This window comes from Clostridium guangxiense (assembly GCF_021043395.1).
Lineage (GTDB): Bacteria > Bacillota > Clostridia > Clostridiales > Clostridiaceae > Clostridium_S > Clostridium_S guangxiense.
In genome coordinates, this window is the sequence record NZ_JAJNKE010000003.1 from 170,512 (window position 1) to 189,492 (window position 18,981).

Genomic DNA, 18,981 nt, shown 5'->3' on the forward strand with positions numbered 1-18,981 from the left:
GACTTTATCCATTTATTATTATTATTATTTAACTACAAATAATTCGTTGAATTTTCAACTTTATCATTAAAATGTTATAGTTAAACTGAATTAACAATTGGAGGTGTACATTCTATCTGCACCAGGAAATGGCTTTAACGCTCTTGGAAGAATCCCTTGGACATAGGCAATTAAAACACCATAATTAACTATAGGTACATTTTGAGCTTTTGCTTCAGTTATTCTATACATCATTGCTTTTTTATTAAGCATGCACCCAGCACAATGTACAATAAGAGCATAGTCTTTTATGTTTTCAGGGAAGGAAAAGCCGCTTGAAAAATCAAATTCAAGTTTTTTACCTGTTTTTTGTCTGAGCCATCTTGGAATCTTAACCTTACCTATATCATCAGATTGACGGTGATGAGTGCAAGCCTCTGAAACGAGAATTTTATCTCCATCCTTTAAATTTTCAATTGCTTTTGCGCCTCTTACAAGCTCAGTTAAATCACCTTTATGCCTTGCCATTAAAATGGAGAAAGATGTCATTAAAATGTCTTTTGGGGTATCAGCAGAAACTTTTAAAAATACCTGCGAATCTGTTATAACCATTTTTGGTTTTTTTGATAGCCCAGCTAAAGTTTCCCTAAGTTCAAATTCTTTTGTTACAATTGCCATTGCATCACTTTCTAGAATATCTCTTATGGTTTGCTGTTGTGGAAGTATGAGCCTTCCCTTTGGAGCTGCCTTGTCTATAGGGGTTACAAGTATTACGAAATCTCCGGGAGAAATTAAATCTCCAACAATCTTAAATTTGTCTTCATTTTCTGGTACTGATTTTATTATGGAGCTCTTAAGTTCTTTTATACCTTCACCTGTAAAAGAAGAAACAGGAACAAAAGAAATGCCAGCTTCTTTTTCATATGAAGAAATATTAAGTTTGGTTTTATCTATTTTGTCTATTTTATTTAAAATACCAATTATTGGAATATTTTTTGCTTTTATTTTTGATATTATATTCTTGTCATAATCTGTAAGTCCATTTAAGGCGTCTACTACAAGTAAAGCAACATCGGTTTTATTTAAAACCTGTAAAGTTTTTTCGCGTCTAAGTTCACCAAGACTACTTTCGTCATCAAGACCAGCAGTGTCTATTAACATTACAGGACCAATAGGCAAAAGTTCCATTGCTTTGTATACAGGATCTGTAGTTGTTCCTTTAACGTCAGATACCAAAGCTATATTTTGAGAAGTTATTGCGTTTATTATACTTGATTTACCAGCATTAGTTTTTCCAAATAAAGCTATATGTAATCTATCACCCTTTGGGGTAGAATTAAGTTCATTCATGTTATCACCTCTGATTAATTTTTATTTTCCTGGTATTCCAGGCTTTGTTATTTGATATGGATTTAATATTTCTTCCATGACTTCTTTTGATAAAATATTTTCTGAAATAAGAATTTCTTTTATAGTTTTGTTTTCTTTTACTGATTTTTGAGCAATTTCAGAAGCCTTTTTGTACCCAATATGGTGTACTAAAGCTGTAACTATAGAGGTCGATTTTTCTAAATTTTTTTTGCACTTTTCTTCATTAATATTAATGGATTTAATGCACTTATCGTCAAATATTTTAACTGCATTTGTAAGTAGCTCCAGTGATTCAAGAAGACTTTCACAAATAAGTGGAGAAAATGCATTAAGTTGAAGCTGACCTTGAGAAGCTGCTAAAGTTATAGCTGTATCGTTTGCTATCACTTTCATGGAAACCTGAGCTACCATTTCACATATAACTGGATTTACCTTTCCAGGCATAATTGAGGAGCCAGCTTGAACTTCTTGAAGTTTATATTCTCCAAATCCGCCATTAGGACCACTGCCAAGCAATCTTAGATCATTTGAAATTTTCATTAAATTTACAGCAGCAGATTTTAAAAGGCCAGAAACTTCGACAAATACATCCATATTTTGAGTTATATCCATCATATAATCGCTTCTTGAAAGGCCAAGTCCGGTTAGGTCTTGAAGAATGTCAGTTACAGTAAATATATATTCTTCTGAAGCATTAAGGCCTGTTCCCATAGCGGTTCCACCAAGATTTATTTCTCTTAATCTCTCTTCAACCTTATATATTCTCCATCTATCTCTTGAAATAGCCTTTGCATAAGTCCCAAATTGCTGACCTACCATCATTGGAAGGGCATCCATAAGTTCTGTTCTTCCAAGAGCTATTATATCAGCAAATTCATTCTCTTTAAATTGAAGAGATTCTTGAAGATCTGAAAGAGCATCTGCTAGTGGCCTTAAAAGTTTTATTGATGCAATTCTAAGTGCAGTAGGATAAACATCATTTGTAGATTGAGACATGTTTACATCTTCTATGGGTTTTATAATAGAATAGTCTCCCTTTTTTTCGCCTAGTAATTCTATAGCTCTATTTGCAATTACCTCATTTACATTCATGTTTGTAGAGGTTCCCGCGCCACCTTGAAGAAAATTTGTTATAAACTCATTTTTAAGCTTGCCACAAAGTATTTCATCGCAAGCTTTTATTATAGCATCAGCCTTTTCACTAGAAAGTTCATTTGTTTTTTTATGGGCTATTGCAGCTGCTTTTTTTACAGTTACAATAGAATAAATTAAATTTATATTAACTTTTCTATCACTTACCTTAAAATTTAATTCAGCACGTTTGGCATTTATACCGTAATATGCATTTTGGGGAATTTGTTCTTCTCCAAGTAAATCCTTTTCTAATCTAAAATTCAAATCAAATCCTCCTTGAAGTATTTTATAAATTTCAGTTTCATTTTAACAAAGTTTAATGGTATTAACAACTAACAAATATATTGACACGAATATTAATATGATATAAAGTTGATTTGAATGTTAATATTAGGAAGAAAACTTGATTTTTACAATGTGGTAATTCTAATATTTTGTGCTAAGTAACAATTAAAAAGTAGGTGAAAAAATTGTTATCTATTATTATTCCTGTATACAACGAAAAGAAAAACATAAGGGAATTAGTTATAAGAATGGAAAATGCACTTAAGAGTAAGAATTATGAAATTATATTTGTAGATGATAGTAATGATGAAACTACAGATGTAATAATGAATTTAACGAAACAAGACGATAAGGTTAAATTAATACATAGAGAAGAAAAAAGAGGACTATCTTCAGCAGTAATTGAGGGATTTAAGGAAGCAAAGGGTGATGTGTTTTCAGTAATGGATGGAGATTTACAGCATCCACCAGAAATAGTACCATTTATGCTAGATAAAATTAATGAGGGTGCAGATATAGTAATTCCGAGTAGATTTATTCAAGGTGGAAGCGATGGAGGACTAAATTTATTTAGAAAATTTGTCTCTTGGACAGCAAGGTATATGGGAAAGGTGTTATTTAAAAAGCTTAGGCAGATTTCTGATCCTACAAGCGGGATTTTTATGTTAAAAAAGTCCGTTATAGCTAATAAAAATCTAAGTGATATAGGTTGGAAGATATTAATTGAAGTACTTGTTATGGGTGAATATAATAATTTAGTTGAAATTCCATACGCATTTGATACGAGAAATTCCGGTGAATCAAAGATGAGTGCTGTAGTACAAGCACAATATTTAAAACATTTATTTAGTTTACTTTTACGGACTAAATTCAGTAAGTGATCTTGCTAATGAATTAGGTAAAAAGATGGGTATTAAAATAAAATTTGTTTCAAATGCATGGGACGGAATTTTTCTTGCACTTAATTCTAAAAAATTTGATGTTATAATGTCAACTGTAAGTATTACAAATGAAAGAAAGAAAACAATGCTTTTCTTGATCTCAAAAATGAAAGAATTTCAGCAATAGTTACAGATCCAATGGTAGGAGACTACTACAGTGCTAAGGAAATTTGTAATATATAGTTGAGCTGGTTCCACTATAAAATATAAAAGTGTGATAAAATTAGTTATAAGTTCGGTGGAAAGATGGAGGAAAGTTAATGAAATTTAAAATTGGTGATATTTATTTTGGGTTTAAACTTGAGAATGAAGTGAAAATAGATGAGATAAAATCCATTGGTAGAGTATTTACACATATAAAAAGTGGGGCTAAACTTGTGAGCCTCGAGAATGATGATGATAATAAAACATTTTCAATAACCTTTAAAACCCTTCCTCAAAATAGCAAAGGAATACCGCATATATTGGAGCATTCAGTATTGTGTGGTTCTAGAAAGTTTCCTGTTAAGGAACCATTTGTAGAAATACTAAAAGGATCTTTGAATACGTATTTAAATGCAGCAACTTACCCAGATAAAACTATGTTTCCTGTTGCAAGCAGAAATTATAAAGATTTTAGAAATTTAATGAATGTGTATCTTGATGCTGTTTTTTATCCAGCCATATATGAAAAGCCTGAAATATTTATGCAAGAGGGCTGGCATTATGATATAGATAATATTAATGGAGAAATTGATTACAAGGGTATAGTGTACAATGAAATGAAAGGAGCGTATTCTTCCCCGGTAGCCATTCTTCTAAGGACTGTAGATGAAACACTTTTTAAAGATAATATATATAGGTTTGATTCTGGTGGAAAACCAGAAGAAATAGTTAAGCTTTCAAGCAATGAATTTATAAAATTTCACGAAGAATACTATCATCCGTCCAATAGTATAATATATCTTTATGGAGATATTAAGCTTGATGAGGAACTTAAATTTATAAATGATGAGTACTTAGATAAATTTGAAAAGAAAGCAATTAAAAATGACATTGTACTGCAAAAGGCTTTTGAAGAAATGACTGAAAAAGAAGTTGAATATTCTATATCAAACAGTGAAAGCGAAGATGATAAAACTTTTTTTAGCTTAAGCTTCTGCACCGGAAGCATTTTAGATGAAGAGCTGTATTTTGCTTTTGATATTCTTGAAAGTATACTTTTAGGACTTTCTTCTTCGCCGCTTAAAAGAGCTCTTGTTGAAGCAAATATAGGGAAAGATGTTTTTGGAGTTTTTGATAATTCTATTTTGCAGCCAACCTTTAGCATCATTTTAAAGGATTCCAATTTGAAAGACAAAAATAAATTTAAGGACATTGTTTTCAGTGTGCTAGAGGAATTATGTAAAAATGGTATAGATAGAAAAGTAATTGAAGCTGTAATAAATGCAAGAGAATTTGAAATAAAGGAGGCTGATTATGAAAGCTATCCAAGGGGACTTGAATATAATGAAAAAATATTAGATAGAATGCTTTATGGAGGAGAACCTTTTGAAAACCTTAGGTATGAGAAAAAACTAAAAAAGATGAAGAATGCTATGAATAGCAACTACTTTGAAAAAATTATAAAAAAGTATTTTCTTAATAACAAGCATAGCGCACTTATAACTGTGAAGCCTAAGAAAAACCTTGAATATGAAACAAATAAAGCCGTTTTAAAAGATCTTAAAATTTTTAGAGATAATCTTAATAAAGAACAACTAGAAGAAATATTTGAACAAAACAGAAAGCTTAAATTGAGATATGAAACTCAGGATAAAAAAGAGGATTTAGATAAAATACCAATGCTTTCAATTAAAGATATTAATCCGAAGGCAGATTACTTTGAGAGTGAAAAAATAAATCAAAATGGCGTTGATATTTTATATACTCCATTAAATACTAATGGTATAAATTATATGAATTTGTACTTTGATTCGTCTGTAGTGCCTGTAGATATGATACCATATCTGTCGCTGTTTTCTATTTTAATTGGAAGAATGAATACTAAAAAATATGATTTCAAGGATTTATCTAATCAGGTAAATATGAATGTTGGCGGTATGGATTTTAGCTTGGAGCCTTACTCAGATATAAATGAAGTAGATAAATATGTACCTGAATTTGTAATTAGAACGAAGGTTTTAAAAGAAAAAACATTCAAGCTTCTTGAATTATTGGAGGAAGTAATTAATAAAACCATATATGATGATTATAAAAGACTTAAAGAACTCATTGAAGAGCTTAAGTCTAGGTTAGAAATGTCTATGCAGAGCAGGTCACATAGGGTTGCTGCAGTAAGAATTGGTTCATATTATTCTCAAATGTATAAATACGTGGATATAATATCAGGAATAGAGTTTTATAAATTTTTATGTAATCTTGAGAGAAGCTTTGATGAAAAGAAAGAAAGTATTTCGGAAAAGTTAAAGGCATGTGCAAAACTTGTTTTTAATTCCAATAATATGTTGGTTGGTTATGCTGGAGATAGGGATGCACTAAATGAGTTCTTAAAGCTATTTAATGAGTTTAGAGGTAGGCTTAAAAATGAACCAATAAACAAATACAATTATGATTTTAAGCTTGAAAAACTAAATGAAGGGCTTATTATATCTTCAAAGATTCAATGTGTTGTTAAGGGATATAATTTTAAAAAACTTAATTTTCAAAATAGTGGAGTTTTATCTGTAGTAAAATCCATTGCAAACTATGATTATCTGTGGAGTAAAGTAAGAGTTCAAGGTGGTGCCTATGGGGCATTTGCTTCTTTCTCTGGAAATGGAAATATGAATTTATGTTCCTATAGGGATCCAGGTTTAGCTGAAACAATTGAAATATATGATGACTTTGCTGATTATATCAAAAATTTTAATGCGGATTATAGAGAGATAACAAAATATATACTTGGAACTATAAGCGGAATTGATGCACCTTTAAGCAATGCGTCTAAATGTGAAAGAACAGTGCTGCATTATATTACAAATATTGATATGGATTATATACAAAGGATAAGAGATGAAATAATAAATGCTGACATTTATAGTATAAGAAAATGTTCTAAGCTTATAGGGGATTGTATGAAAGAAAATTATATATGCGTCATTGGAAATGAGCAAAAAATAAATGAAAATGCGGATAAATTTAAAAGAGTAATAAATATTTTTGCGGAAAGCTAAATTTATGTCCATTCATAAAATATATGTGATATAATATTTATAAAATATTCAAATGCTGTAAAATAATGGAGGAAACGAAATGGATGATGTTAAGATTCTGGTTGTATTTTTCTCAAAGACTGGAAATACTAAGCAGGTCGCAGAAAGCATAAGCAAAAGTTTTAATTGTGATATTGAAGAAATTAAAGAAAAAGAAAGTAGAAAAGGAATATTTAAAAATATAATTGAAATTAAAAATGCTATTCTGGGCAATAAGACAACCATTTGTAAAACTGAAAAGGATCCTTCAAAGTACGATGTTGTTATAATTGGCACTCCAGTATGGGCTTCACATATTACACCAGCAATTAGGACATATATAAGCGAAAATAAAGATAAAATTAAATGTACAGCATTTTTTAATACACATGGGGCAGAAAAACCTAGAGAAATTAAAGCATTTAAGGATGTAGAAAGTATCACAGGCAAAAGAATTAAGGCTTTAATGGATATCTCTAAGGCTGAAATAAAAAATGGAGATTATAAGAAAAAAATAGAGATTTTTAGAGCAGACTTAATAGAATATATAAAATAACTTAGAGAAGGTCTGGTGGAAGGCTCATTATTCTTCTTAAACTTAATATGAGGCTGTCGCAATTTTAGTGCGGCAGCCCATTTTCTGTCTAATTTATATCATTTCTGTTTGTCTCTACAACTCAGATTATGTACATGCAAGTAAGATTAGTAAGTATAGTAAATTTTTGACTAAAGGATTTAAATATAATTAGGTAGAATATATAAAAGGCTATCGACTCAACTATGCTAGTTCAATTATACATTTGAGCAAAATTATATTAAGGGGTGAGGACATGAAGAGAAAATCAATAAAAACTAAAATTGTAGCCTTCTTAGCAGTAGTAATAGTTATACTTGTAGCTTCTATTGTGTTGGAAGATGTATTTAGGTTTGAAAAATATGTAGATGGAAGCATAAGTGAAGAACTCATAAAGTCAACTAAAATATTTGACAACAAAATAGCAGATATGAAAAAAGTGTCTTTTAATATGGGAATGCAATTATCGTTAAATAAAGATGTTGTAGGAGCAATAAAACAAAAGGACACTGATGTTATATTGAAGACTTTAGAGCCGCTTATTAATAATTCTGGTATGGATTTTATTACAGTTACAGATGAAAAAGGAATTGTTTTGGCTCGAACTCATGATAAGGATAAGAAAGGGGACAGCGTTACTAATCAGACTAATGTACAAAATGCACTCAAAGGAGAAGCAAATACTCAAGTGGAAGGAGGAACTTCCGTTAAAATGTCAGTTAGGTCTGGTATACCTGTAAAAAATAGTGATGGGGAAGTTATTGGTGTTATATCAATAGGATATAGACTTGATACAAATAAAGTTGTAGATTATATAAAATCAAACTTGGGTTGTGATGCAACAATTTTTTTGGGAGATACAAGAATTGCAACGACTATAAAAAAGAATGGAAGGAGAACAGTTGGTACTAAATTAGATTCTGCTATAGCTAAAAAAGTTCTTTCTGGAAATAAATATATTGGAGATGCAAATATACTTGGAAGAAGTTATACTACCTCCTACGAACCAATTATGAGTTTTGGAAGTAAAGTTTCGGGTATTTTATTTGTGGGAAAAGACAAGTCATTAAGCAATATGGTCAAAAATGATTTTATTAAAAGCAATATAATAATAGGCTTAGCTGCACTTTTAATATTTGGATTTGCAATTTATTTATATATCAATTTAAAAGTTTCGAAACCTCTTCAAGGTGTTGTAGAGCATTTTAAAAATCTTTCTAATGGTAAGTTTAATGTACCTATTTCAGATGCTTTTATAAAAAGAAAAGATGAAATTGGAGAGCTTGCCAATGCTGTAGTTATTATGCAAAGGGATGTTGGAAATTTAGTTAAGGAAATTGTAAGTGATTCGGAAGATATAAGTGCATCAAGTGAAGAACTTTCTGCAACAGTAGAAGAATTTTATTCTATGATACAAAGCATAGATGCAGAAATCAAAAATATTGTTTCTGCATCTCAGGAAACTAGCGCAGTATCAGAAGAAATTAATGCATCAGTAGAAGAAATTAATGGAAATGTAGAAATATTGTCAAGTAAAGCGGAAGAAGGAGGTAAAAATTCAGATTCATTTAAGGAAAGAGCTACTAAAATAGAAAAGGACAGTAGAATATCTATTGACAAGGTTAAAAATATATACAATGATAAAGAGAAAAGCATAATTAAATCCATAGAAGAAGGCAATATTGTAGAAAAAATAATAATTATGGTTAATACTATAAAGGACATATCAGAAGAGACTAGCTTGTTGTCACTTAATGCAGCTATTGAAGCAGTAAGGGCTGGGGAACATGGAAAAGGTTTTGCAGTTGTTGCAGATGAAGTTAGAAAGCTTGCAAGTGAGTCTTCAGAAGCGGTAGAAGAAATAGAAGATATAATAAAAAGAGTAAGATATGCGTTCGGTGATTTATCAAACAATAGCAGCGAAATACTCAAGTTTGTTAAACAAGATATAAATCCACAATTAGAAAGCTTTAAAAGTTTAGGGAGTGAGTATTACAAGGACTCTAATTTTGTAAGTGAAATGTCCCAAAAAATTTTAGATATGGCAAAAGAAATAAGTATATCAATACATCAGGTAGGAGAAGCAATGAATACAATGACTAAAAATACACAAGTTTCATATAAAAATGTAGAAGCTATAGAAAAAAGTATAAGTGAAACTTCAAAAGGCATAGAACAAGTTGCGTTAACAGCACAAAATCAGGCTATTTTAGCACAAAAGCTTAATGAAATGATGCAAAAGTTTGAAGTTTAATAGAAGGGAGAAAACTAAAAAATGAAAAAAGTACTTATAACAGGTTTTGATCCTTTTGGAGGAGAAAAAATAAATCCAGCTTTGGAGGCTATCAAAGAATTAAAAAACAATGAATTCCATGGTATTGAACTCAAAATAAAAGAAATTCCAACGGTTTTTTATAAATCAATAAAGGTACTTGAAGAAGCTGTAGAAGAATTTAAACCTGATGTTGTTATATGCGTTGGACAAGCAGGAGGAAGAAATGAAATAACTGTTGAAAGAGTTGCAATTAATGTCATTGATGCAAGAATTTCAGATAATGAAAACAATAAACCAGTAGATATGCCAATTGTAGAAAATGGATCTGCAGCATATTTTGCCACTATTCCCGTAAAGGATATTGTTTCTAATATAAAAGAAGCTGGCATACCAGCATCCGTATCAAATACTGCAGGTACCTTTGTGTGCAACCAGTTATTTTATGGTCTTATGCATATAATAAGCACAAAGTATACCAATATTACAGGAGGTTTTATACATATTCCTTACTTACCAGAGCAGGCAGTAAATTATAAGAACCAGCCAAGTATGAGTCTTCTAAATATGGTGAAAGCTTTGGAAATTGCAGTGAATACTGCTGCTAAATAAATTAGGCTGCGAAGTAACAATGATTTGGAACATTTAGATATAAAAAAATAGGTGATTTTATGACTAAATTATAGTAGAATATTTGTATGTAAAAAATATTTTACTATAATTTATTTTTTATGAAAATACATAAGCTAAAATATTAAATTTAGAAGGAAAGTAGAGGTAATTATATGTTAAATAATCCATTTATTACAGGACTGGGTTCTCTTCCTATTATGAATAACGGAAGAACTAGAACTATTAATGCGGAAAACCCTAAAGGAGAAAAGGGAAAAGGCGGTATGGCATCAAGTAATTTAGGACCATCAAGAAAAGGATCTCCATGTATAAGTTTACAACACGATAAAACGATTACACTTGCAGAAATAGAGGGAACTGGAGTTATTCAGCATATTTGGATAACGGTTACAGATAGGACATCTGAGGCAGATAGGTTCGTTTTAAGAGATCTTGTTTTAAAAATGTATTGGGATGACGAAGAGGAACCCTCGGTTGAAAGTCCATTAGGAGATTTTTTCTGTTCTGGTTTTGGGTCTAGTGCTGTAGTAAATTCTATGCCTATTGTAGTAAATCCAACAAGAGGATTTAACTGTTATTTTCCTATGCCATTTGGTAAAAGGGCTAAGATAACAATTGAAAATCAACATGCTAATGATATAACTGGATTTTTTTATCAAATAGATTACTGTTTATATGATGAACTTCCAGAGGAAACCGCATATTTTCATGCACAGTGGAGACGTGAAAAAATAACTAAATTAAAGCAGGATTATGTAATACTTGACAATGTAAAGGGAAAAGGACATTATGTAGGGACATATATGGCTTTAAGTACGCTTGAAAGATATTGGTGGGGTGAAGGTGAAGTTAAATTTTATATGGATGGTGATGAAGAATACCCAACAATATGCGGTACAGGAACAGAAGATTACTTTGGCGGTGCATGGAGTTTTGCAACTCAGGTAAATGGAAAAACAGTAGAAAATACGTATTGTACACCATTTATGGGATATCCTTTTTACAGAGATAAAGATGAGGATATTCATAATGCATATCATAACAATGATTGTATGCCAATGAGAGGAATGTATAGATGGCACATCATGGATCCAATTCGTTTTGAAGAGGACTTGAAGGTTACTATTCAACAAATAGGGGTATGCCATAAGGGCCTTTTTGAGCGTCAGGATGATGTTTCTACTGTTGCATATTGGTATCAATCAGAACCACATAATTCATTCAAGGAACTACCCTCTAAAGAAGAAAGATGGCCTAGATAAAAGCAATTATAGGAGTGAGATTTAAACTATTTATGTTTCTAGATGCTAAGCTTAAAGGAATTACCATGTATATATAATGTAGTTTTTAGTTGAGGTGGAGTAATTATATCAAGATATGTTAACGGGTTAGCATGTCTTGATATTTTTTTATAAATTAATCATGTAGTGCAAATGAACAAAATAAATTATTAAATAAACAGTTTTATGAGTTCCTCAAATATATTATTATTAATACTGTTATATAACAAAAGAAAACGTTAACGCTCAAAAACAAAGGGAGGAACATAAATGTATATTATTAACTGGGGTGGAGCGATAGTTGGATTAATAATCGCCATAATACTCATTTTTAGAAAAATAAATCCTGTGTATTCACTTTTTACAGGGGCAATCATAGGAGCACTTGTTGGAGGAGCAAGCTTATCACAAACAGTTGATGTTATAATTGCTGGCACAAACAGTGTAATGGGAGCAGTGGTTCGTGTAATTGCAGCCGGAGTTTTAGCTGGTATTTTGATTGAATCGGGAGCAGCAGAAAAAATTGCTGAAACCATAGTAGAAAAAATGGGAGAAAAGAAGGTTCTTCTGGCAATTGCACTAGCTAGCATGATAATCACAGCTGTAGGAGTGTTTATACCAGTTACAGTTATCATAGTTGCGCCAATAGCACTTCCAGTGGCAAGAAAAGTTGGAATAACAAAATCGTCTATACTTTTAGCTATGATAGGTGGAGGTAAGGCAGGAAACATAATTTCGCCTAATCCTAATACTATTGCGGTTGCCAAGGGTTTTAATATAGAACTTGCTCAGGTTATGATAGGAGCTTTCATACCTGCTATAATAGGTCTTATAATTACATATGTAGTTTCAACACTTATTAGCAAAAAAGGAGAACTTATTAAAGAAACCGAAATAGATAAAATAGCTTCAGAGAAAAAGAAAATAAGCTTTGGAAAGGCAATGGTTGCACCTATAACAGCAGTAATATTGCTAGCATTAAATCCTGTTGGAAGTATGCTTCACATAAAATTTTTAACAGAGCTTAAAATAGATGCTATGTTTATATTGCCTATTGCAGGACTGATAGGCTTAGCTGCAATGGGACAATTTAATAAAGTAATTGATTATACTACATCAGGCTTAAATAGAATGACAGGAACAGTAATGATATTAATTGGAGCAGGAGCAATTGCTGGAGTTATTTCAAAGTCTAATTTAAGTCAGGTAGTTGTTAGTGGAATACATTCCCTTGGAATATCAGGAATATTTTTAGCGCCAATAGCCGGTATACTTATGGCAGCAGCTACAGCATCCACATCAACAGGAGCAATAGTAGCAACAGGGACATTTGGAAAAGCTATACTTTCCATGGGAATAGCACCTTTAAGCGCAGCGGTTATGATTAATACAGGAGCTGTGGTTATTGATCATCTTCCTCATGGAAATTTCTTTCACGCTTCAGCAGATGCGGTAAAAATGAATATCAGTGAACGTATGAAATTAATACCATATGAATCCATAGTGGGAGGTTCCATGGCAATAGCAGCAGTTGTTATTTATGGATTATTATAATAACTTATGTTAGGAGAATGTCTTATGAAAAATTTTACGATTGTATTGGCACCAGATTCTTTTAAAGAGAGTATGACTGCAAAAGAAGTTTGTATGGCAATGGAAAAAGGAATAAAGAAAATTAACAATAAAATTAACTGTATACATGTTCCAATGGCTGATGGAGGAGAAGGAACAATGCAGTCTCTTATTGATGCTACAAATGGAAAAATATACTCCATAAAGGTTGTTGGACCACTTTTAAACGAAATAGAGGCACAATATGGCATTTTAGGCGATGGAGAAGTTGGAGTAATTGAAATGGCAAGTGCTAGTGGAATTCATCTGGTTCCAAAAGAAAAAAGAAATCCATTAACTACTACTACATATGGTACAGGTCAGCTTATTAAAGCTTGTCTTGATAAAGGCGTAAAAAAAATACTTATAGGTATAGGAGGAAGTTCAACCAATGATGGTGGAGCTGGTGCTATAAGTGCTCTTGGAGCAAAATTTTTAGATGAAGAAGGAAAAAAAATAGGTTTTGGCGGTGGTGAACTAGGCAAACTAAAAACAATAGATTTGTCCAACTTTGATAAGAGATTAAAAAGTGTAGAAATTGAAGTTGCCTGTGATGTAAACAATCCACTTTGTGGTGAAAATGGAGCCTCGAATATATTTGGACCACAAAAGGGTGCAACAAAAGAAATGATTGAAATATTAGATAAAAACTTAAAGCATTATGCAGAGATAATAAAAGAGCAGTGTAAGAATGATATTATTAATATACCAGGAGCAGGAGCTGCAGGTGGATTAGGAGCAGGACTTTTAGCCTTTTTAGATGGAAAACTTAAAAAGGGAATTGAACTAGTTATAGAATATTCAGGCTTAGAGGATAAGATAAAGCTTTGCGATGTTGTTTTTACAGGAGAAGGAAGTATAGATTATCAAACTAAATTTGGAAAAACTCCAATTGGTGTAGCAGGAGTTGCTAAAAAATATGGCAAACCTGTAATTGCCCTTGCAGGAAGAGTTGGAGATAATATTGATGATTTATATGAAAATGGTATAGATTCAATATTTGGAATAATGAGAGGAGCTGCTTCTATTGAAGATGCCCTTAAAAATGGAAAAGAGAATGTTGAAAAAGCTTCTGAAAATGTAATAAGATTAATAAACTTAAATATATAGCTTTTATAAAACTAACTTAAAATTCAAGCAGAATTAATTCTGTTTGGATTTTATTTTCATATGCGAAAATTACAACTTTACATAATTTTATTATTGCTATATAGTGAATTTAAGTTAGCTGTGGGGATTTATATAAGAAATAGGTGATAAAATGAAGTTATCAAAGACTATTGCTCAAAATATTGTAAAGGAAATGATGAGCGTAGTTCCTTACAATATAAATGTCATGAATGAAAATGGCATAATAGTAGGAAGTGGAGATTTAAGCCGTATTGGAGATATTCATGAGGGAGCTGTAGAAGCAATTAGAAAAAAATCTTTAAATGTAATATATGATGAAAATGAATCTGTTAAACCTGGTGTAAACGAACCTATTATAATAGATGGTAAGGTAATTGGAGTAATAGGCATAACTGGCTATTCTGATGAAGTGAAAAAATTTATAAAACTGGTAAGAGTAACAGCAGTGCTTTTAATTGAACAGGCTGAAGCAAATAAAGAAATTCAAGATAGAAGACTTGGAAAAGAAAGATTTTATCATGAACTAGCGCATAGAAAGACAGCTTATGATGAAAAATTTTGTAAAATAGCTAGAGATTATGGCTTTGATATTTCAAAAGACTATAGAGCGATTCTTGTTTATGGGGATATCAGTTCAAAAGAAATAATAAGCTTGTGTAAAAAGCATACCTATAATTGTGATTTGGATAATAATAAAATAGTATTTTTTGTTTGTGAAGAATATAAATATCAATTACTCATTAATGATTTAAAGCAATGTAAGGATATAGAAAAAATAAGTATAGGTGAAAAAGAAAATATTGCAGCTATTTCCCTTGAAAATTCCGAGAAAGCTATTGATATGGGAATAAAAATTAAACCGGAATCGAAGATATATCAATATGAAAACTTAAAATTTGTTATAAACTTATCTTGTGAGAATAAAAGTGATACTACTTCTTTATTTTCTAACATAGATAAGTCAGAATATAAGCTTGAACTTATTCAAACGCTGCAAACATACATAGAAGAAAATGGCCAAATAAATGATGTTGCTAAAAGACTCAATATTCATAGAAACACTTTAAATTACAGACTTGAAAGAATTAAAAAGCTTACAGGAAAGGATCCTAAAAATTTGATGCAGCTTTTTGAGCTTTTTTGCGGACTTATGTGGAAAGAATAAAAGCATATGAAAATATGTTAAAATAATGTATAATATAATAATAAATTGATAGTTAAAGAATAGAAGGTGATTTGACTGAAAACGCTAATACTTAGCAATAGAAAGCGTGTAGAAAAGTATCTTGAATATTGCAGCGTACCAAAGGATATGGAGTTTATATTTGAGGATATATCTTCTAGTGACGATGAAATACTTTCTAAAGCGAAGGATGCAGATTTTATTTTGGCAGATGCAATTAAGGAAGTAAGTGGATATTTAATAAATAATATGCCTAATTTAAAGCTTATTCATTCTGAAGGTGTAGCATTTAATAGAATTGACATTGAAACTGCAAAAAAATTAAACATTTACGTTTGCAACAACAGGGGAGCAAATGCAGGAGCAGTGGCAGAACACACAATATTTTTTATGTTAGCTCTACTCAGAAATGCTTTAGAAGGAGATTCTAAAGTAAGAGCAGGAGAGCAAATACAAACAAAGGAACGCATGATGCTTTCTGGAATTAAGGAACTAGCAGACTGCACTGTTGGGCTCATTGGCTTTGGCGCAATTGCTAAGGAGACTGCTAAACGCCTTATAAGCTTTGGCACAAAGACTTATTATTATAGCAGAACAAAAGCTGCAACTGAAGTGGAAAAAGAATATAACGTTCAGTATAAAAAATTAGGTGACCTTGTAAAAGAATGCGATATAATTAGTTTGCATGTTCCAGTAACAGAGGAAACAACTAATATGGTAGATAAAACATTTTTAAAAAACATGAAAAAATCAGCCCTTTTGATTAACACAGCAAGAGGAGAAATAGTTGATGGACAGGCACTAAAGACTGCACTAATAAATGGTGAAATAGCAGGAGCAGGTCTTGATACTTTATCTCCTGAACCGGTAAAACTGGATAATCCTTTACTGTATCTTCCGGAAGGGGTAAAGTATAAGGTTATATTTACACCGCATATCGCAGGAACCACCGATGGAGCTTTTCGTAAAATGCATCAAGGTGTGTGGACAAATATTACAAGGGTCGTAAATGGTGAGAAACCAATTAATATTGTAAACAGATTATAAAATTTTAGGAGGAATTAATTTATGATATCACAAGAAATGTATGAACTAGGAAGTAAGCGCTCCGTAATAAGAGAGATTTTTGAATTTGGCAAAAAAAGAGCAGCTGAAGTTGGAGCAGAAAATGTATATGATTTTAGCATTGGAAACCCAAATGTTCCTGCACCAGAATCCGTAAAAAAAGCTATTATTGAAATTTTAGAAAATGAAGATCCTGTAGCTGTGCATGGATATACAAGTGCGCCGGGGGATTTTAATGTAAGAAAATCAATAGCAGATTCCATTAACAGAAGATTTGGAACAAAATTTGCTGCTAGTAATTTATATATGACTTTAGGTGCAGCTGCATCCATAAACACATGCTTTAAGGCATTAGCAAATGCTGGAGATGAATTTATAACCTTTGCACCATATTTTCCAGAGTATAAATGCTTTGTAGAAGCTGCTGGCGCTAAACTTATAGTAGTTCCTGCTCAAATTGAAAACTTTCAAATAGACTTTAATGAGTTTGAAAAAAGAATGAATGAAAATACAAAAGCAATTATTGTAAATACTCCAAATAACCCTTCTGGAATAGTATACACAGAAGAAACTATTGTAAAGCTTACTGAATTGCTTAAAGCTAAGTCAAAAGAATATGGACATACAATATACTTAATTTCAGATGAACCTTATCGTGAAATAGCATATGATGATGTAAAGGTTCCATACTTAACAAAATACTATGATAACACCTTTGTATGCTATTCCTATAGTAAATCTTTGTCACTTCCAGGTGAAAGAATAGGTTACATAGTTGTACCAGATGAAATGGAAGAAGCCTCTAAGGTATATGCTGCTGTTTGCGGAGCTGCAAGAGCTTTAGGTTATGTATGTGCTGGAAGCTTATTTCAAAAAGTAGTAGCAAAGTGTGCAGCTGATACATCAGATATTTCAATTTACAAGAAAAATAGAGATTTATTATATGATGGTTTAGTAAAGCTAGGATATAAATGTGTAAAACCACAAGGAGCTTTTTATTTATTCCCTCAGTCCTTAGAAAAAGATGCATATGCTTTTTGTGAAAAGGCAAAAAAATATAATCTTCTTTTAGTTCCTGGAGATGATTTTGGATGCCCAGGTCATGTACGTATTTCTTACTGCGTAACTACAGAACAAATAATAAATTCATTACCTGCTTTTGAAAAGTTAGCTAAAGAATATATAAAATAATTAAAATTTAAGGAGGTAAGGGTAAAATGCAGACAGTAACATTAGGAAAGACAGGACTAGTTGTGAGTAAAAATGGATTTGGAGCACTTCCTGTTCAGCGTGTTCAAAAGAAGGAAGCTGTTTATTTATTACAAAAAGCATTTTACAATGGAATCAACTATTTTGATACGGCTAGGCTATATTCAGATAGTGAAGAGAAGCTTGGGGCTGCTTTTTCTTACATAAGAGAAAAAATTATTATAAGTACAAAAACGGGAGCAAAGAATGCAGATGATTTTTGGAAGGATTTAGAGCAAAGTCTTAAAAATCTTCAAACGGACTACATTGATATTTATCAATTTCATAACCCTGATTTTTGTCCAAAACCAGGAGATAAAACTGGTCTTTATGATGCAATGCTGGAGGCAAAAAAGCAGGGGAAAATACGTTTTATCGGAATAACAAATCACAAATTTACAGTGTCTAGAGAAGCAATAGAATCAAATTTATATGATACTCTTCAGTTTCCATTTTCTTATCTTGCAAGTTCAGCAGATGTAGAGCTTGTAAAGGCATGTAAGGATAGTAATATGGGCTTTATTGCAATGAAAGCCCTATCTGGAGGTCTCATTACAAATTCAGCTATGGCTTATGCATATCTTGCACAATATGATAATGTTGCTCCAATTTGGGGAATACAAAGAGAAAGAGAATTAGACGAATTTTTATCTTATAACGAGAATCCACCAGTTTTAACGGAGGAAATGAAGAAAAATATTGAACATGACAGAAAAGAATTATCAGGTGACTTTTGCCGAGGTTGTGGTTACTGCATGCCTTGTCCTTCTGGAATTGAAATTAACAACTGTGCAAGAATGAGCCTCCTTCTTCGCCGTGCACCAGCTAAAGATTATTTATCAGCAGCTTGGCAGGAGAAGATGAAAAAAATAGAAAATTGCCTTCACTGCAATAAATGTGCAAGCAAATGTCCATATGGACTTAATACTCCAGAACTACTTAGAAAGAATTATGAGGATTATAAGACTTTTTTATAATGCCTTGTATTAAAAATGTAAGTATTCATTTAAAATAAAGCATAAAAAATACTAGCGGCTTCAGTGCTGCTAGTATTTTTGCAAA

General features: G+C 31.5%; 15 protein-coding genes. 13 read left to right on the plus strand and 2 right to left on the minus strand.

Features of this window, described 5'->3' with window-relative positions; translation table 11 throughout:
* Window positions 1–90: 90 nt before the first annotated feature.
* A complete protein-coding gene (gene hydF / locus LQK79_RS03965; protein ID WP_053241569.1) occupies window positions 91–1,329 on the minus strand; it encodes a [FeFe] hydrogenase H-cluster maturation GTPase HydF in 1,239 nt (412 codons plus the stop codon).
* A 21-nt stretch (window positions 1,330–1,350) separates the two neighbouring features.
* Window positions 1,351–2,748: an aspartate ammonia-lyase gene (locus LQK79_RS03970; protein ID WP_084756897.1), complete on the minus strand. Its 1,398-nt coding sequence runs from the start codon at window positions 2,746–2,748 to the stop codon at window positions 1,351–1,353.
* A 197-nt stretch (window positions 2,749–2,945) separates the two neighbouring features.
* Here LQK79_RS03970 and LQK79_RS03975 point away from each other — a divergent pair, with 197 nt between their 5' ends.
* The 13 genes from LQK79_RS03975 (at window position 2,946) to LQK79_RS04035 (ending at window position 18,896) form a co-directional block, all read left to right on the plus strand.
* Window positions 2,946–3,650, plus strand: coding sequence for a polyprenol monophosphomannose synthase (locus tag LQK79_RS03975; RefSeq protein ID WP_231015635.1), 705 nt, complete (start codon window positions 2,946–2,948; stop codon window positions 3,648–3,650).
* Window positions 3,610–3,837: a transporter substrate-binding domain-containing protein gene (locus LQK79_RS03980; RefSeq protein ID WP_407928510.1), complete on the plus strand. Its 228-nt coding sequence runs from the start codon at window positions 3,610–3,612 to the stop codon at window positions 3,835–3,837. Before LQK79_RS03975 ends, LQK79_RS03980 begins: the two co-directional genes overlap by 41 nt.
* Before the next feature lie 133 nt (window positions 3,838–3,970).
* Window positions 3,971–6,904 (plus strand): insulinase family protein, encoded by a 2,934-nt coding sequence (locus tag LQK79_RS03985; RefSeq protein ID WP_231015636.1) that lies wholly within the window; start codon window positions 3,971–3,973, stop codon window positions 6,902–6,904.
* A 79-nt stretch (window positions 6,905–6,983) separates the two neighbouring features.
* On the plus strand, window positions 6,984–7,478 hold the full coding sequence (locus tag LQK79_RS03990) for a flavodoxin family protein (RefSeq protein WP_231015637.1): 495 nt from the start codon (window positions 6,984–6,986) through the stop codon (window positions 7,476–7,478).
* 274 nt (window positions 7,479–7,752) lie between these two features.
* Window positions 7,753–9,750 carry a methyl-accepting chemotaxis protein gene (locus LQK79_RS03995; protein WP_231015638.1) on the plus strand — a complete coding sequence of 666 codons (1,998 nt, stop codon included), beginning with the start codon at window positions 7,753–7,755 and terminating at the stop codon, window positions 9,748–9,750.
* Between the two features lie 21 nt (window positions 9,751–9,771).
* Window positions 9,772–10,380 carry a pyroglutamyl-peptidase I gene (gene pcp / locus LQK79_RS04000; RefSeq protein WP_053241563.1) on the plus strand — a complete coding sequence of 203 codons (609 nt, stop codon included), beginning with the start codon at window positions 9,772–9,774 and terminating at the stop codon, window positions 10,378–10,380.
* 173 nt (window positions 10,381–10,553) lie between these two features.
* Window positions 10,554–11,663 carry a glycoside hydrolase family 172 protein gene (locus tag LQK79_RS04005; protein ID WP_231015639.1) on the plus strand — a complete coding sequence of 370 codons (1,110 nt, stop codon included), beginning with the start codon at window positions 10,554–10,556 and terminating at the stop codon, window positions 11,661–11,663.
* Between the two features lie 288 nt (window positions 11,664–11,951).
* The gene (locus tag LQK79_RS04010; protein ID WP_231015640.1) at window positions 11,952–13,235 is read left to right on the plus strand and encodes a GntP family permease; all 1,284 of its coding nucleotides are present in this window, start codon (window positions 11,952–11,954) and stop codon (window positions 13,233–13,235) included.
* A gap of 24 nt (window positions 13,236–13,259) precedes the next feature.
* The gene (locus tag LQK79_RS04015; RefSeq protein ID WP_231015641.1) at window positions 13,260–14,402 is read left to right on the plus strand and encodes a glycerate kinase family protein; all 1,143 of its coding nucleotides are present in this window, start codon (window positions 13,260–13,262) and stop codon (window positions 14,400–14,402) included.
* Window positions 14,403–14,553: 151 nt separating this feature from the next.
* On the plus strand, window positions 14,554–15,588 hold the full coding sequence (locus LQK79_RS04020; RefSeq protein ID WP_231015642.1) for a CdaR family transcriptional regulator: 1,035 nt from the start codon (window positions 14,554–14,556) through the stop codon (window positions 15,586–15,588).
* 87 nt (window positions 15,589–15,675) lie between these two features.
* A complete protein-coding gene (locus LQK79_RS04025) occupies window positions 15,676–16,653 on the plus strand; it encodes a 2-hydroxyacid dehydrogenase (protein ID WP_331000636.1) in 978 nt (325 codons plus the stop codon).
* A gap of 21 nt (window positions 16,654–16,674) precedes the next feature.
* Window positions 16,675–17,862 carry a pyridoxal phosphate-dependent aminotransferase gene (locus LQK79_RS04030; protein ID WP_053241559.1) on the plus strand — a complete coding sequence of 396 codons (1,188 nt, stop codon included), beginning with the start codon at window positions 16,675–16,677 and terminating at the stop codon, window positions 17,860–17,862.
* A 26-nt stretch (window positions 17,863–17,888) separates the two neighbouring features.
* Entirely contained in the window at window positions 17,889–18,896 is a 1,008-nt protein-coding gene (locus LQK79_RS04035; RefSeq protein ID WP_053241558.1) for an aldo/keto reductase, read from the plus strand.
* The last annotated feature ends 85 nt before the right edge of the window (window positions 18,897–18,981 follow it).

What these genes read in the sequence shown, in the direction of transcription:
- hydF (WP_053241569.1), bottom strand. Translation starts at nt 1,329, where the DNA reads ATGAATGAACTTAATTCTACCCCAAAGGGTGATAGATTACATATAGCT.
- LQK79_RS03985 (WP_231015636.1), top strand. Translation starts at nt 3,971, where the DNA reads ATGAAATTTAAAATTGGTGATATTTATTTTGGGTTTAAACTTGAGAAT.
- LQK79_RS03990 (WP_231015637.1), top strand. Translation starts at nt 6,984, where the DNA reads ATGGATGATGTTAAGATTCTGGTTGTATTTTTCTCAAAGACTGGAAAT.
- LQK79_RS03995 (WP_231015638.1), top strand. Translation starts at nt 7,753, where the DNA reads ATGAAGAGAAAATCAATAAAAACTAAAATTGTAGCCTTCTTAGCAGTA.
- pcp (WP_053241563.1), top strand. Translation starts at nt 9,772, where the DNA reads ATGAAAAAAGTACTTATAACAGGTTTTGATCCTTTTGGAGGAGAAAAA.
- LQK79_RS04005 (WP_231015639.1), top strand. Translation starts at nt 10,554, where the DNA reads ATGTTAAATAATCCATTTATTACAGGACTGGGTTCTCTTCCTATTATG.
- LQK79_RS04010 (WP_231015640.1), top strand. Translation starts at nt 11,952, where the DNA reads ATGTATATTATTAACTGGGGTGGAGCGATAGTTGGATTAATAATCGCC.
- LQK79_RS04015 (WP_231015641.1), top strand. Translation starts at nt 13,260, where the DNA reads ATGAAAAATTTTACGATTGTATTGGCACCAGATTCTTTTAAAGAGAGT.
- LQK79_RS04020 (WP_231015642.1), top strand. Translation starts at nt 14,554, where the DNA reads ATGAAGTTATCAAAGACTATTGCTCAAAATATTGTAAAGGAAATGATG.
- LQK79_RS04030 (WP_053241559.1), top strand. Translation starts at nt 16,675, where the DNA reads ATGATATCACAAGAAATGTATGAACTAGGAAGTAAGCGCTCCGTAATA.
- LQK79_RS04035 (WP_053241558.1), top strand. Translation starts at nt 17,889, where the DNA reads ATGCAGACAGTAACATTAGGAAAGACAGGACTAGTTGTGAGTAAAAAT.